Source organism: Citrobacter sp. RHBSTW-00859 (assembly GCF_013729795.1).
Taxonomy (GTDB): Bacteria; Pseudomonadota; Gammaproteobacteria; order Enterobacterales; family Enterobacteriaceae; genus Citrobacter; species Citrobacter braakii.
The window spans coordinates 3093148-3108146 of record NZ_CP056284.1 but is presented as its reverse complement, the minus strand read 5'-3'; the positions used below and the strand labels follow the sequence as shown (position 1 = coordinate 3108146).

The following is a 14999-nucleotide window of genomic DNA, read 5'->3' as shown; positions in this document are numbered from 1 at the left end:
ATCCATAAAAAAAGGCCCCGTTACCGGAGCCTTAATTAACCACAACCTTAGCCGATTGTCATCAGGCTGGCGTTCCCCCCGGCAGCGGCGGTATTGACGCTCAAGGAGCGTTCAATGTACAGCCTCTCCAGCAGAATATTGCTTTCGCCACGGGCAAAGCCCTGGACTGATACAATCGCCCCTTCGCGGGCAGCTACCGCTTCGCACAGGGAACGCAGTTGATCGGAATCGCCGTGGAAAATAACGGCATCAAACGGCTGCGTGGTTATGTTGTCCGCTTTGGCAAACTGAATGCGCCCGGAGACCGCGGCAGGCAGACGTTTTGCCAGTTCACGATGGAACGCATCATCTGGCCACAGGATTAAGCTACCAACGGAAGCTACGGCCGCAATCTGTACCAGCGCATCCTGTTCATCATCGGCGATACAGAGTACGCGTTCACGCGGCAACAGCGTCCAGGTATTGCGCTCGCCAGTGGGTCCTGGCAGCAGACGCTGAGTACCGGCCTGCGCCAGTTCGCCAAACTGCTGGCAGAGCGCATGCAGTGAGGGTCGATCGGTTGCCCATTCGCTGAGCGCTTCCAGCGGCTGAACGAGTGCAGCTTTAAGCTGCGCATCGACCGGGTAGTCGGCATCCTGGCGGGCAAACGTAATGCCTAACGCATTTTCCGGGCGGTTAGCCAGCAGGCGATACAGATACAGCGGTCCACCTGCTTTTGGCCCGGTACCAGACAAGCCTTCGCCACCGAATGGCTGCACGCCGACGACGGCGCCGACCATATTGCGGTTAACGTACAGGTTCCCCACGTGTGCCGATCCTGTGACCTGGGCGATGGTTTCATCGATACGGGTGTGTACGCCCAGCGTCAGGCCGTAGCCGGAGGCATTAATTTGCTCAATCAGGTTGCCCAGATTGTTACGGGTGTAGCGCACGACGTGCAGTACCGGACCAAACACCTCTTTTTGTAATTCGTCGAAGCTTTCCAGCTCGATCAGCGTCGGAGCAATAAAGGTACCGGTTTGCCATTCACGCGCATCGTCGCTGTTTTCGCGCACGGCCTGAAACACCGGACGTCCTTTGGCGCGCATGGCCTGAATATGGCGTTCAATATTGGTTTTGGCTTCTTCATCAATTACCGGCCCAATATCGGTGGTCAGGCGACCTGGATTACCCATGCGACATTCCGCCATCGCGCCGCGCAGCATTTTCAGCGTATGGTCGGCTACATCATCCTGCAGACACAGGACGCGCAGCGCGGAGCATCGCTGTCCGGCGCTGTCAAACGCTGAAGCCAGAACGTCGACCACGACCTGTTCCGTCAACGCGGAGGAGTCGACAATCATTGCGTTCATCCCACCGGTTTCGGCGATAAGCGGGATTGGACGCCCCTGAGCATCAAGGCGGGTGGCAATATTGCGTTGCAACAGCGTGGCGACTTCCGTTGAGCCGGTAAACATGACGCCGCGTACGCGCTCATCGGAAGTGAGCTGCGCCCCGACGGTTTCACCCTGACCAGGCAACAGTTGCACCACGCCCGGCGGTACACCCGCTTCGAGCAAAATAGCGATGCCCTGGGCGGCAATTAACGGGGTTTGTTCCGCCGGTTTCGCCAGCACGCTGTTACCCGCCGCCAGCGCGGCGGCAATCTGCCCGGTGAAAATAGCCAGCGGGAAGTTCCATGGGCTGATACAAACCACCGGTCCTAATGGTCGATGGGTTTCATTATCGAAATCATCGCGAACCTGACCGGCATAATAATGCAGGAAGTCTACCGCTTCGCGCACTTCCGCAATGGCGTTGCTGAAGGTTTTACCCGCTTCGCGTACCAGGATGCCAATCAGCTGCTGCATCTGACCTTCCATCAGAACGGCGGCACGATGCAAAATGGCGGCGCGCTCTTGTGGCGGTGTGGCGAACCAGATCGGCGCGTTATTCGCTGCGTTCTGTAACGCCTGTTCTACTTCAGCGTGAGTCGCCTCACGCACGTAACCGACAATGTCTTTCGGCTCGGCCGGGTTAACGACTGGCGTCATTTCTCCGTCAGCAACCGGGTGCTCCAGAATGGGTTTAGCGTGCCATTTTTGTAGCGCGCTGTTGAGCAGGGCAGAGGACAGCGAGGCCAGACGATGTTCGTTAGCTAAATCCAGCCCGCCTGAGTTTTCGCGGCCTTTACCGTACAGGTCGCGCGGCAGGGCAATCTTCGGATGCGGCAGACCGGCCTGACCTTCTTGCTGCGCCAGTTTTTCAACAGCCTCGACCGGATCGGCAACCAGTTCATCCAGCGGCAGGGTCGTGTCGGCAATGCGGTTGACGAACGAGGTGTTGGCGCCGTTTTCCAGCAGACGACGCACCAGGTACGCCAGCAGCGTTTCGTGCGTGCCGACCGGTGCATAAATGCGGCATGGACGGTTCAGTTTGCCATCCGCAACTTTGCCGGTGACCTGCTCATACAGCGGTTCGCCCATGCCGTGCAGGCACTGAAACTCGTACTGGCCTGGATAGTAGTTTTGACCGGCTAACTGATAAATCGCCGCCAGCGTATGGGCGTTGTGGGTGGCGAACTGCGGGTAGATCAGATTCGGTACGGCAAGCAGTTTTTTCGCACAGGCCAGGTAAGAAACGTCGGTGTACACCTTACGGGTGTAGACCGGATAACCTTCCAGACCGTCCATCTGGGCACGTTTAATTTCGCTATCCCAGTAGGCGCCCTTAACCAGACGGATCATCAGGCGGCGGCGGCTGCGCGTGGCGAGGTCAATCAGGTAGTCGATAACATACGGGCAGCGCTTCTGGTAGGCCTGGATAACAAAACCGATCCCGTTCCAGCCTGCCAGTTCGGGTTCAAAGCACAGTTTTTCCAGCAGATCGAGGGAGATCTCCAGTCGGTCAGCCTCTTCGGCGTCGATATTAATGCCGATGTCGTACTGACGTGCCAGCAGAGTAAGCGATTTCAGACGAGGATAGAGTTCATCCATTACGCGATCATACTGCGCACGGCTGTAACGCGGATGCAGTGCCGACAGCTTGATAGAAATACCTGGCCCTTCGTAGATACCGCGCCCGTTAGAGGCTTTACCAATGGCGTGGATCGCCTGCTGGTATGAAACCATATAAGCCTGTGCATCGGCGGCGGTCAGGGCCGCTTCGCCCAGCATGTCATAGGAGTAACGGAAGCCTTTTTCTTCCAGTTTACGCGCGTTAGCCAGCGCTTCAGCGATGGTCTCCCCGGTGACAAACTGCTCGCCCATCAAGCGCATGGCCATGTCGACGCCTTTACGCACCAGCGGCTCACCGCTCTTGCCGATAATACGGTTGAGTGAGCGTGAGAGGCTGGCTTCGTTATGCGTAGAAACCAGACGACCGGTAAACAACAGCCCCCAGGTCGCCGCGTTGACGAACAGAGACGGGCTGCGGCCAATGTGCGACTGCCAGTTACCGTTGCTGATCTTGTCGCGGATTAATGCATCGCGGGTCGCTTTATCTGGAATACGCAGCAAGGCTTCGGCCAGACACATCAGCGCGACGCCTTCCTGTGAAGAAAGGGAGAATTCCTGCAATAAACCTTGTACCATCCCGGCGCGGCCGCTGGCGGTCTTCTGGTTACGCAGTTTGTCTGCCAGATCGTATGCCAGCTTATGCGCCTGCTCGGCGATAGGCTGCGGCAGACGAGCCTGCTCCATCAGCATCGGTACGGCGTCAGTTTCGGCGCGGCGGTAAGCGGCGGTGATTGCCGCGCGAGAAACTGACTGCGGCAGGATCTGTTCAGCAAATTCCAGGAAAGGCTGATGCGCTTCATTTTGCAGCGTGGTCGACTCATCGCCCTCATTCGCAGCACCTGCCAGCAGGGCCGGTAGTTCAGGAAGCGCGTCGTCATTTTCCAGTCTTTCGAGATAATTAAAAATGGCTTGTTTGATCAGCCAATGTGGCGTGCGATCGATTCGTGATGCTGCTGTTTTAATACGCTCGCGAGTGGCGTCATCCAGCTTAACCCCCATCGTGGTGGTTCCCATGCCGTTTACTCCTGTTGTACTGAAATACGGGTCTGATAGTTACCGAGAAATATCCACTATGTTGCAACTTTGTGCAACCGTGTTAAATGTGACTTGGTTTGCAAGCTTGGAAATGAATGAAATGTTAATAAACGTGAGTGTTTTGACGGGGGCTATAAAAGTTGCCGAATCTTTTTCTCTGCGGTAGTTAACACTTTTAAAAGGTGCAACCGAAAAAAGTGTGAGAGAGTGCAACCTACAGAAAAATGCTATCTACTCTGGATTAAATTTGATGTAAATGGTGTGTTAAATCGATTGTGAATGACCATCGCTTCCGGCAGGATACGGTCGCCCTGGTAAACATAGATATCTTTGCCACGTTCCGGCAGGGTAATAAAACGGCAAGCCACGGCATTGCTGATACATAATTTTGGAGAGTTTTGATGGCTATTAGCACACCGATGTTAGTGACATTCTGTGTCTATATTTTCGGCATGATATTGATAGGGTTTATTGCATGGCGTTCAACCAAAAACTTTGACGATTACATTCTGGGTGGACGCAGTCTGGGTCCATTCGTGACCGCGTTATCCGCCGGGGCATCTGACATGAGCGGCTGGTTGCTGATGGGGCTGCCTGGCGCGATTTTCCTGTCGGGGATTTCAGAAAGCTGGATCGCTATTGGCCTTATTTTGGGCGCGTGGATCAACTGGAAACTGGTGGCCGGACGTTTACGCGTGCATACCGAATACAATAACAATGCGCTGACGTTACCGGATTACTTTACCGGTCGCTTTGAAGATAAAAGCCGTATTCTGCGTATTATCTCCGCGCTGGTTATTCTGCTGTTTTTCACCATCTATTGTGCTTCCGGTATTGTGGCAGGGGCGCGTCTGTTTGAAAGCACCTTTGGCATGAGTTACGAAACAGCGCTGTGGGCAGGGGCGGCCGCGACGATTATTTATACCTTTATCGGTGGTTTCCTGGCGGTAAGCTGGACCGATACCGTCCAGGCCAGCCTGATGATCTTCGCCCTGATCCTGACGCCGGTAATGGTAGTCATTGGCGTGGGTGGGTTTGATGATTCGCTGGAAGTGATTAAACAAAAGAGCATTGAGAACGTGGACATGTTCAAAGGGCTGAATTTTGTTGCCATTATTTCCCTGATGGGCTGGGGTCTAGGCTATTTCGGTCAGCCGCATATTCTGGCGCGCTTTATGGCGGCTGATTCTCACCATAGCATTGTTCATGCTCGCCGCATCAGTATGACCTGGATGATCCTGTGTCTGGCAGGTGCAGTTGCCGTTGGCTTCTTTGGTATCGCTTACTTTAACAACAACCCACAGCTTGCCGGTGCCGTTAACCAGAACGCCGAACGCGTGTTTATTGAACTGGCGCAAATCCTGTTCAACCCGTGGATTGCCGGTATTCTACTGTCTGCGATCCTCGCTGCGGTGATGTCGACTCTGAGCTGCCAGCTGCTGGTGTGCTCCAGCGCAATCACCGAAGACTTGTATAAAGCGTTCCTGCGTAAAAATGCCAGCCAGAAAGAGCTGGTATGGATTGGTCGCATCATGGTGCTGGTTGTGGCGCTGGTGTCTATCGCGCTGGCGGCGAACCCGGAGAACCGTGTGCTTGGTCTGGTAAGCTACGCCTGGGCCGGCTTTGGCGCGGCGTTTGGTCCGGTGGTTCTGTTCTCCGTAATGTGGTCGCGTATGACGCGTAACGGCGCGCTGGCCGGGATGCTCATCGGTGCGGTGACGGTAATCGTCTGGAAGCAGTTTGCCTGGTTGGGTCTGTATGAAATCATCCCAGGCTTTATTTTCGGCAGCATCGGTATTGTGGTCTTCAGCCTGTTGGGTAAAGCGCCTTCAGCCGCTATGCAGCAACGTTTTGCCGAGGCTGATGCGCATTATCACACAGCTCCGCCATCGCGTTTACAGGCAGAGTAATCCGCCTCGCTCCTTAAGCCCGCCGCGTGCGGGCTTTTTTATTTGTCCCCGCTGCAAAACCGCCCTAATCGTTACCCGCCTAACTGTTTACATTAAGTCATCATTCTCAAAACATTCTGCTTGAGTTTTTCTTTACTGTAATGATAATCACTATCACTGTAATTTACTTTTCTTTTCATCAATTGACTGAGAATAACGTTTAAGGGTTCTTCGCATGTTTGTTCCATTTCTTATTATGTTGCGCGAAGGGTTAGAGGCCGCGCTGATAGTCAGCCTGATTGCCAGCTACCTGAAACGGACTCAGCGTTGTCGATGGATTGGTGTGATGTGGATTGGTGTTCTGCTGGCGGCGGCGTTATGCCTGGCGTTAGGCGTTTTCATCAATGAAACCACCGGTGAATTTCCGCAAAAGGAACAGGAGCTGTTTGAAGGCATCGTGGCGGTCATTGCCGTGGTGATCCTCACCTGGATGGTGTTCTGGATGCGTAAAGTTTCGCGCAACGTCAAAGTCCAGCTTGAACAGGCTGTCGATAACGCGTTGCAACGCGGCAATCATCACGGCTGGGCGCTGGTGATGATGGTCTTTTTTGCCGTTGCCCGTGAAGGGCTGGAATCGGTGTTCTTCCTGCTGGCGGCATTCCAGCAGGATGTAGGCATTTGGCCACCGTTAGGTGCGATGCTGGGGCTGGCCACCGCGGTGGTACTGGGTTACTTGATTTACCTCGGCGGCATTCGCCTCAACCTCGGGGCATTCTTCAAATGGACCAGCCTGTTCATTTTGCTGGTGGCCGCTGGTCTTGCCGCTGGGGCCATCCGCGCGTTCCACGAAGCCGGGTTATGGAATCATTTTCAGGATGTGGCGTTTGACATGAGCAGCGTGCTTTCAACGCATTCGCTGTTTGGCACATTGATGGAAGGTATTTTCGGCTATCAGGAAGCGCCGAGCGTCAGTGAAGTCGCCATTTGGTTTATCTACCTGATTCCGGCATTGATTATGTTTGCACTGCCGCCGCGTTCAGGCACTACGGCATCGCGTACCGCACCCTGATAAAAACGCGATGCAGAATACTCCTTAGTTACAACATACTTATTTATAGGGATAGGTTATGACGTTTAATTTTCGCCGTAGTGCGCTGCAGTTGGGTATTGCCGCGCTGTTTGCCTCCGCTTTTTCTGCACAAGCCGCCGATATCCCGCAGGTGAAAGTCACGGTTAATGACAAACAGTGTGAGCCGATGACGATCACGGTTAACGCTGGGAAAACGCAGTTCATCATCCAGAACCACAGCCAGAAAGCGCTGGAGTGGGAGATCCTTAAAGGGGTTATGGTGGTTGAAGAACGTGAAAACATTGCGCCGGGCTTTAGCCAGAAAATGACAGCTAACCTGCAGCCAGGTGAATATGATATGACCTGCGGTCTGTTGACCAACCCGAAAGGCAAACTAATTGTAAAAGGTAGCGCAACGGCGGATGCCGCGCAGGGCGATGCTCTGCTGAGCCTAAGTGGCGCGATTACTGAATACAAAGCCTATGTGACAGCCGAAACTGCACAACTGGTTGCGGGCACCAAAGCATTCACCGATGCGATTAAAGCTGGCGATCTGGAAAAAGCGAAATCGCTGTATGCGCCAACCCGTCAGCATTATGAGCGTATTGAACCGATTGCTGAACTGTTCTCCGATCTCGACGGCAGCATCGATGCACGTGAAGATGATTATGAGCAAAAAGCCGCCGATCCTAAATTCACCGGCTTCCACCGTCTGGAGAAAGCGTTGTTCGGCGACAACACCACCAAAGGTATGGACAAGTATGCCGACCAATTAAACCGCGATGTTCTTGACCTGCAAACGCGTATTAGCGAACTGGCCTTCCCACCGTCAAAAGTGGTTGGCGGGGCAGCAGGACTGATTGAAGAAGTCGCTGCCAGCAAAATTAGCGGAGAAGAGGATCGCTACAGCCATACCGATCTGTGGGATTTCCAGGCCAATATCGATGGCGCGCAGAAAATCGTCGATCTCCTGCGCCCTCAGTTACAAAAATCCAATGCTGAGCTGTTGGCGAAGGTGGATGCGAACTTCAAAAAAGTCGATACCATTCTGAGCAAGTACCGTACCAAAGACGGTTTTGAAACCTATGACAAACTGACCGACGCCGATCGCAATGCGCTGAAAGGGCCTATCACGACGCTGGCGGAAGACTTGTCGCAATTACGCGGTGTTCTGGGTCTGGATTAAGCAAAATGCAGCAAGATAATGAAAACGGCGTGAGCGAACCTTCACGCCGACGTTTACTGAAAGGGATGGGCGCCCTGGGTGGGGCGCTGGCGCTGGCGGGTGGATGTCCGGTTGCCCACGCGCAAAAACCACAAAGCGCGCCGGGAACGCTGTCCCCTGATGCGCGTAGTGAAGCGCAGCCGTTTTATGGTCAGCATCAGGCAGGGATCCTGACGCCACAGCAGGCATCGATGATGCTGGTGGCGTTCGATGTTCTCGCCAGCGATAAGGCTGATCTGGAACGCTTGTTCCGCTTGCTGACCGCCCGATTTGCGTTTCTGACCACGGGCGGGCCGGCACCGGATACGCCGAACCCGCGTTTACCCCCTATGGATTCCGGTATCCTCGGCGCATACATTGCGCCAGACAACCTGACGATGACGTTGTCAGTCGGCGCCTCGCTATTCGATGAACGTTATGGCCTGAAATCGCAGATGCCGAAAAAGCTGCAAAAAATGACCCGCTTCCCGAATGATTCGCTGGATGCGGCGTTGTGCCATGGTGATTTGCTGCTGCAGATTTGTGCCAACACGCAGGACACCGTTATCCATGCGCTGCGCGATATCATTAAACATACGCCCGATCTCCTTAGCGTGCGCTGGAAACGTGAAGGGTTTATTTCCGACCATGCCGCGCGCAGCAAAGGCAAAGAGACCCCGGTCAACTTGCTTGGCTTTAAGGATGGCACCGCGAATCCGGACGCGACGGATGCGAAGTTGATGCAAGACGTGGTGTGGGTTACGGACGGGCAGGGCGAACCTGTCTGGGCGCAAGGTGGTAGTTATCAGGCCGTCAGGCTCATTCAGTTTCGCGTCGAGTTCTGGGATCGTACGCCGCTGAAAGAGCAGCAAACGATATTTGGTCGAGATAAACACACCGGCGCGCCGCTGGGTATGCAGCACGAGCATGATGTGCCTGACTATGCCAGCGATCCCGAGGGTGAGGTGATTGCGCTCGACAGTCATATCCGCCTGGCGAATCCGCGCACGAAAGAGACCGACTCCAGCCTGATGATGCGCCGTGGCTACAGCTATTCGCTCGGTGTGACCCCATCCGGTCAACTGGATATGGGACTGTTGTTTGTCTGCTATCAACACGATCTGGAAAAAGGCTTTTTGACTGTGCAGAAACGCCTCAACGGTGAAGCGCTGGAAGAGTATGTCAAACCAATTGGTGGGGGCTACTTCTTTGCTTTGCCGGGTGTCAAAACCGCAGATCAATATCTGGGACAGTCTCTACTCGAAGCCTGATGATTACGCCCCGTTGTACAGCGGGGCTTTTCCTGACATCTGTATGAATGAACAAATTATTTTTTATGATCGGTACGAGACTGAAATAATTCTGTCATCTCTCTGCAAGAGACTGTCTCTGGTGATTAGATAGAATTTAAGTTAACAGCAAGTAAAAATATTGTTGCATTAACGAAAGATTATGATGTAATTATAAGAAACAGCGGTAGTTCCCGGCGGTGATAGTCGTTCACTATGGAGATCGCGATGGAAAAGTCCTGTATTGGACACATTTTTCACAGTAGCTGCAGTACGTTACGCGGACGTTTCTCTTCCGGTAGCCACCTCGTCACCGCTAAATCTCTCTCCCTTTCACTTCTTATCTTCGTAACTGACACCTTGTACGGTGCGCGTAGCCGTGTGTGGCGTCTTATCCGAAAGCAAGCAATGGCTTACAAGGAAGCCAACCCTCAGATGTTCGTGCGCATAATCGTGCCGCCAACGGCGCGTGTGATGTATACCTACAACTCAAGGTGCTATCCATGGGAAGACAAAAAGCAGTGATCAAAGCTCGTCGTGAAGCAAAACGTGTGCTGAGGCGGGATTCGCGTAGCCATAAACAACGTGAAGATGAATCGGTCACCTCGCTTGTGCAGATGGGCGGCGTAGAAGCGATTGGTATGGCGCGTGATAGTCGCGACGCCACGCCAATCACGGCGCGGAATGAAGCTCAGGCCCAGTACCTGAATGCTATTGAGAGTAAACAGCTGATCTTCGCTACAGGTGAAGCCGGGTGTGGTAAAACCTGGATCAGCGCGGCAAAAGCAGCAGAGGCCCTGATCCACAAAGACGTGGACAGGATCATTGTAACCCGTCCAGTTCTGCAAGCTGATGAAGACCTCGGCTTCTTACCTGGAGATGTTTCCGAGAAGTTTGCGCCTTATTTTCGTCCAGTGTATGACGTGCTGGTGAAACGTCTGGGCGCCTCCTTCATGCAATATTGCCTGCGGCCTGAGATTGGTAAGGTGGAAATCGCGCCATTCGCCTATATGCGTGGACGCACATTTGAAAATGCAGTGGTCATTCTTGACGAGGCTCAGAATGTTACTGCAGCACAGATGAAGATGTTTTTGACTCGCCTCGGGGAGAATGTGACGGTGATTGTGAATGGGGATGTGACCCAGTGCGATCTACCCGCCCACGTTCGCTCAGGGCTAAGCGATGCGCTGGCCCGTTTCGAAGAAGATGATATGGTTGGGATTGTTCGTTTCAATAAAGACGATTGCGTCCGTTCGGCACTCTGTCAGCGGACGCTCAATGCTTACAACTGATAAGTACTCCGTCTTCAAGGCCCGGGAAACCGGGCTTTGTTATTTGACGTCAGCAGATTACTTTCTTTTGCTGCTCCAGTAGTTGGCGCAGGCCTGGTCAAACAGCTGGTTATTTTCGTCTATTTTCTTTAGCGCTTGTGCCAGAAAGGTCAGCAGGTCATCCTTATAAATCCCGCCTACCGTAGTTTCTTTTCGTAAGATCCCATTGCTGGTGTAGGTTTTTTTAATGGTGACGTTATGCCTGACGTTGCAAATAACCGTTCGCTGATACTCTTCGTAGAATCGGCTGTCAGGATCGAAAAACGTATTTATTTCATTCGGTGTACGTTTGAGGATTTTTCGCGAGAAAACCTTCAACGGAATAAATCCTGCTTCGTCTGCCTGCGACATGATCTCATCCAGCAAAGTTCCTTCTATGTTTAACATGCCGTTATTTTCCTGATTGCTTGAGAAAGCGGTTGTTACAGCATAAGAGTGGTTTGGATAATGTGCAACGGGGCGGGGGATGATGCTTGATAGCACGTTGCTTATCAGACCTACAGGTTAACGCTATTCAGGACGGGTCACATGCGAAAAAAAAAGCCCGTACTTGCGTACGAGCTCTTTCTCGAATATGGCGGTGAGGGGGGGATTGACTCGCTTCGCTCGCCCTTCGGGCAGCCTGTTCGCTGCGCGCTCAGTCTGTCCAACTGGCTGCGCCAGTTGTCGACCCCCGGTCGGGGCTTCTCATCCCCCCGCAGGCGTGCAACATGCGAAAAAAAAGCCCGTACTTACGTACGAGCTCTTTCTCAAATATGGCGGTGAGGGGGGGATTGACTCGCTTCGCTCGCCCTTCGGGCAGCCTGTTCGCTGCGCTCTCAGTCTGTCCAACTGGCTGCGCCAGTTGTCGAACCCCGGTCGGGGCTTCTCATCCCCCCACAGGCGTGCAACATGCGAAAAAAAAGCCCGTACTTGCGTACGAGCTCTTTCTCAAATATGGCGGTGAGGGGGGGATTCGAACCCCCGATACGTTGCCGTATACACACTTTCCAGGCGTGCTCCTTCAGCCACTCGGACACCTCACCATATTGTTGTCCCTGTGCTACCGGAACGGGCGCTAATTTAGGGAAATACCGCTCCGGCGTCAATCAACTTTTTGAAATAAACGTGCATTTACACAAACTTCAATCAATATGTAGCTTAAATAAGCGGGAATTGTTTTTTTTGCCAGCACCCTAAAATTTGCTACTCTGATGTTCCCTCGAAAAATGATGATTATAAGTGCGAGTACGTTCCGCATAACAATGTTCAGGAGACGCTATGGATATAATTTTCTATCACCCAACATTCGATACAACCTGGTGGCTTAATGCGCTGACAAAGGCCATACCTGGCGCGCGGGTCCGTGAGTGGAAGGCAGGTGATAATGCGCATGCTGACTACGCGCTGGTCTGGCATCCTCCGGTTGAAATGCTCGCCGGACGAAAATTAAAAGCCGTATTTGCGCTGGGTGCGGGCGTCGATTCTATTCTCAGTAAACTAAACGCTCATCCGGAAATGTTGGATGCGTCGATCCCGCTTTTCCGTCTGGAAGATACGGGGATGGGCCTGCAAATGCAGGAATATGCGGTTAGTCAGGTATTGCACTGGTTTCGTCGCTTTGATGACTACCAGGCATTAAAAAACCAGGCGAAATGGCAACCGTTGCCAGAATATACTCGCGATGAGTTTAGCGTCGGGATCATGGGCGCTGGTGTTTTAGGTGCAAAAGTTGCAGAAAGTCTGCAAGCATGGGCGTTCCCGCTACGCTGCTGGAGTCGTACGCGTAAATCCTGGTCTGGTGTGGAAAGCTTCGCCGGTACCGAGGAACTGAGCGCGTTTTTGAGTCAAACTCGCGTGCTGATCAACCTCCTGCCTAATACGGCAGAAACCGTAGGCATTATTAACGCTGATTTACTCAGCCAATTGCAGGATGGCGCTTACGTGCTCAACCTGGCGCGCGGCGTTCATCTCAATGAAGACGATCTTCTGGCATCGCTGGACAGCGGCAAAGTGAAAGGTGCCATGCTGGATGTCTATAGCCGTGAACCGCTGCCGGAAACCAGCCCGCTATGGAAACATCCGCGTGTGGCAATGACGCCGCATATCGCCGCGGTAACACGCCCGGCAGAGGCGGTGGACTACATCTCCCGTACGATTTTGGACCTGGAAAGTGGGAAATCCGTAACGGGTCAGGTCGATCGCGTTCGGGGATATTGATGGTAACCCGGCAAGTGCCGGGTTTGAGCTAATAAATGGCGACGATACCTGCTATCCTTGACGGAAAATGACTACAGGAGAGAGTTATGTATCCCGTTGACCTGCATATGCATACCGTCGCCAGTACCCACGCCTACAGCACCTTAAGTGATTACATCGCCGAAGCCCATCGCAAAGGCATCAAGCTGTTTGCCATAACCGATCATGGACCGGACATGGCGGATGCGCCTCATCACTGGCACTTTATCAATATGCGCATTTGGCCTCGTATCGTCGATGGCGTAGGGATCCTGCGCGGCATCGAGGCGAATATTAAGAATATTGAAGGCGAAATCGACTGTTCAGGTCCGATGTTTACCTCCCTGGATCTCATCATTGCGGGCTTCCATGAGCCGGTTTTTGCACCTCACGATAAAGACACCAATACCCAGGCAATGATAGCCACGATGGCCAGTGGTCACGTGCACATCATCAGCCATCCGGGGAATCCCAAATATCCCGTTGATATCACAGCGATTGCGCAGGCGGCGGCAAAATACCAGGTCGCGCTGGAAATCAATAACTCCTCGTTTTTGCATTCGCGTAAGGGGAGTGAGGACAATTGTCGCGCGGTCGCTGCGGCGGTGCGTGATGCCGGAGGCTGGGTGGCGTTAGGGTCGGATTCACATACCGCTTTCACACTGGGTGAATTTGGTGAATGCCGTAAAATTCTGGATGATGTAAATTTCCCGGAAGACAGAATTTTAAACGTCACCCCTAAACGCCTGCTGGCGTTTCTGGAATCGCGAGGCATGGAGCCGATCGCGGAATTTGCTGAACTGTAATTGTTACTAACTGGAATATATCAATGAACGAGTTTTCTATCCTGTGTCGTGTACTGGGCTCGCTGTTTTACCGCCAACCGCAGGACCCTTTACTGGTTCCCCTATTTACCCTGATTAGTGAAGGTAAACTGTCCGCCAACTGGCCGTTGGAACAGGACGAACTGCTCACTCGTCTGCAGAAAAGCTGCGATATGCCTCAGTTGGCTGCGGATTACAACGCGCTGTTTGTCGGCGACGAGTGTGCGGTGCCGCCTTATCGTAGCGCCTGGGTAGAAGGGGCGAAAGAATCCGATGTTCGTGCATTTCTTTCTGCTCGCGGAATGCCGCTGGCAGATACGCCTGCAGATCATATTGGCACGCTGTTGCTGGCGGCTTCATGGCTTGAAGACCAGTCTGCGGAAGATGAAAGTGAAGCACTCGAAACCTTGTTTGTGGAATACCTGTTGCCCTGGTGCGGCACGTTCCTTGGCAAAGTTGAAGCGCACGCAAACACACAGTTCTGGCGTACCATGGCACCGTTAACGCGTGATGCCATTGGCGCGATGTGGGACGAATTGCAGGAAGATACTGAAGAATAAATGTGATTTAAATCTCATTAAACTGCAACTCAATTTACATCATTGCATGAATTGTGTGCACGATCTCATTCGCATGCCGTTTTTCTGCTAAGATACGCGGCATGAACATACTTCTCTCAATTGCAATCACAACGGGCATTCTCTCTGGGATTTGGGGATGGGTGGCCGTATCTCTTGGTTTACTCAGTTGGGCTGGCTTTCTGGGCTGCACGGCCTATTTTGCCTGTCCGCAGGGTGGGCTGAAAGGGCTGTGGATCTCGGCGTGTACGCTGCTAAGCGGTGTGGTGTGGGCGTTGGTGATTATTAACGGTAGCGCGCTTGCCCCGCATATGGACATTATTGGTTATGTCATGACGGGAATTGTCGCGTTTCTCATGTGTATTCAGGCAAAGCAATGGTTGCTTTCATTTGTGCCGGGCACCTTTATTGGCGCATGCGCAACGTTTGCAGGGCAGGGTGACTGGCAGTTGGTCGTGCCTTCTCTGGCGCTGGGGCTGGTATTCGGCTATGCGATGAAAAACAGCGGATTGTGGCTGGCATCTCGTCGTGAGAATCGGCTATCGTCGACGCTGACCAGTAAATAAA

Annotated in this window: 12 protein-coding genes, 1 tRNA gene and 1 other RNA gene; 10 read left to right on the top strand and 4 right to left on the bottom strand. The window is 53.1% G+C overall.

Translation table 11 applies throughout. The annotated features are described in order from the left end of the window. Positions 1-47 precede the first annotated feature (47 nt). Positions 48-4010 (bottom strand): trifunctional transcriptional regulator/proline dehydrogenase/L-glutamate gamma-semialdehyde dehydrogenase, encoded by a 3963-nt coding sequence (gene putA / locus HV302_RS15625; RefSeq protein WP_046274461.1) that lies wholly within the window; start codon positions 4008-4010, stop codon positions 48-50. A gap of 422 nt (positions 4011-4432) precedes the next feature. Between putA and putP the strand changes: the two genes are divergently transcribed. The 6 genes from putP to phoH all read left to right on the top strand — a co-directional run bounded on the left by putP (position 4433) and on the right by phoH (position 10774). After that, positions 4433-5941 carry a sodium/proline symporter PutP gene (putP, locus tag HV302_RS15620; protein ID WP_016152586.1) on the top strand — a complete coding sequence of 503 codons (1509 nt, stop codon included), beginning with the start codon at positions 4433-4435 and terminating at the stop codon, positions 5939-5941. A gap of 214 nt (positions 5942-6155) precedes the next feature. Beyond that, entirely contained in the window at positions 6156-6989 is an 834-nt protein-coding gene (gene efeU / locus HV302_RS15615) for an iron uptake transporter permease EfeU (protein ID WP_181626249.1), read from the top strand. A 58-nt stretch (positions 6990-7047) separates the two neighbouring features. Beyond that, positions 7048-8175: an iron uptake system protein EfeO gene (gene efeO / locus HV302_RS15610; RefSeq protein WP_016156169.1), complete on the top strand. Its 1128-nt coding sequence runs from the start codon at positions 7048-7050 to the stop codon at positions 8173-8175. Between the two features lie 5 nt (positions 8176-8180). Continuing rightward, positions 8181-9464 carry an iron uptake transporter deferrochelatase/peroxidase subunit gene (gene efeB, locus HV302_RS15605; RefSeq protein ID WP_094169057.1) on the top strand — a complete coding sequence of 428 codons (1284 nt, stop codon included), beginning with the start codon at positions 8181-8183 and terminating at the stop codon, positions 9462-9464. A 246-nt stretch (positions 9465-9710) separates the two neighbouring features. After that, complete coding sequence (locus tag HV302_RS15600; protein WP_016152591.1) at positions 9711-10007, top strand: hypothetical protein; 297 nt, start codon at positions 9711-9713, stop codon at positions 10005-10007. Continuing rightward, positions 9986-10774, top strand: coding sequence for a phosphate starvation-inducible protein PhoH (gene phoH / locus HV302_RS15595; protein ID WP_016152592.1), 789 nt, complete (start codon positions 9986-9988; stop codon positions 10772-10774). Before HV302_RS15600 ends, phoH begins: the two co-directional genes overlap by 22 nt. A 57-nt stretch (positions 10775-10831) precedes the next feature. Here phoH and HV302_RS15590 read toward each other — a convergent pair whose 3' ends face one another. The 3 genes from HV302_RS15590 to HV302_RS15580 all read right to left on the bottom strand — a co-directional run bounded on the left by HV302_RS15590 (position 10832) and on the right by HV302_RS15580 (position 11838). Then, positions 10832-11200, bottom strand: coding sequence for a hypothetical protein (locus HV302_RS15590; protein ID WP_046274772.1), 369 nt, complete (start codon positions 11198-11200; stop codon positions 10832-10834). Positions 11201-11569: 369 nt separating this feature from the next. After that, positions 11570-11706: non-coding RNA, RtT sRNA (locus HV302_RS15585), on the bottom strand. 44 nt (positions 11707-11750) lie between these two features. Continuing rightward, positions 11751-11838: transfer RNA gene (locus HV302_RS15580), tRNA-Ser, on the bottom strand. Positions 11839-12073: 235 nt separating this feature from the next. Between HV302_RS15580 and ghrA the strand changes: the two genes are divergently transcribed. From ghrA to HV302_RS15560, 4 genes are all read left to right on the top strand, one after another. Further along, positions 12074-13012 carry a glyoxylate/hydroxypyruvate reductase GhrA gene (ghrA, locus tag HV302_RS15575; RefSeq protein ID WP_181626248.1) on the top strand — a complete coding sequence of 313 codons (939 nt, stop codon included), beginning with the start codon at positions 12074-12076 and terminating at the stop codon, positions 13010-13012. A gap of 86 nt (positions 13013-13098) precedes the next feature. Further along, the gene (locus HV302_RS15570) at positions 13099-13836 is read left to right on the top strand and encodes a phosphatase (RefSeq protein ID WP_016156173.1); all 738 of its coding nucleotides are present in this window, start codon (positions 13099-13101) and stop codon (positions 13834-13836) included. Positions 13837-13859: 23 nt separating this feature from the next. Beyond that, a complete protein-coding gene (locus HV302_RS15565) occupies positions 13860-14414 on the top strand; it encodes a TorD/DmsD family molecular chaperone (RefSeq protein WP_016152596.1) in 555 nt (184 codons plus the stop codon). A 101-nt stretch (positions 14415-14515) separates the two neighbouring features. Continuing rightward, positions 14516-14998 (top strand): DUF1097 domain-containing protein, encoded by a 483-nt coding sequence (locus HV302_RS15560; RefSeq protein ID WP_016156175.1) that lies wholly within the window; start codon positions 14516-14518, stop codon positions 14996-14998. Position 14999: the final 1 nt, after the last annotated feature.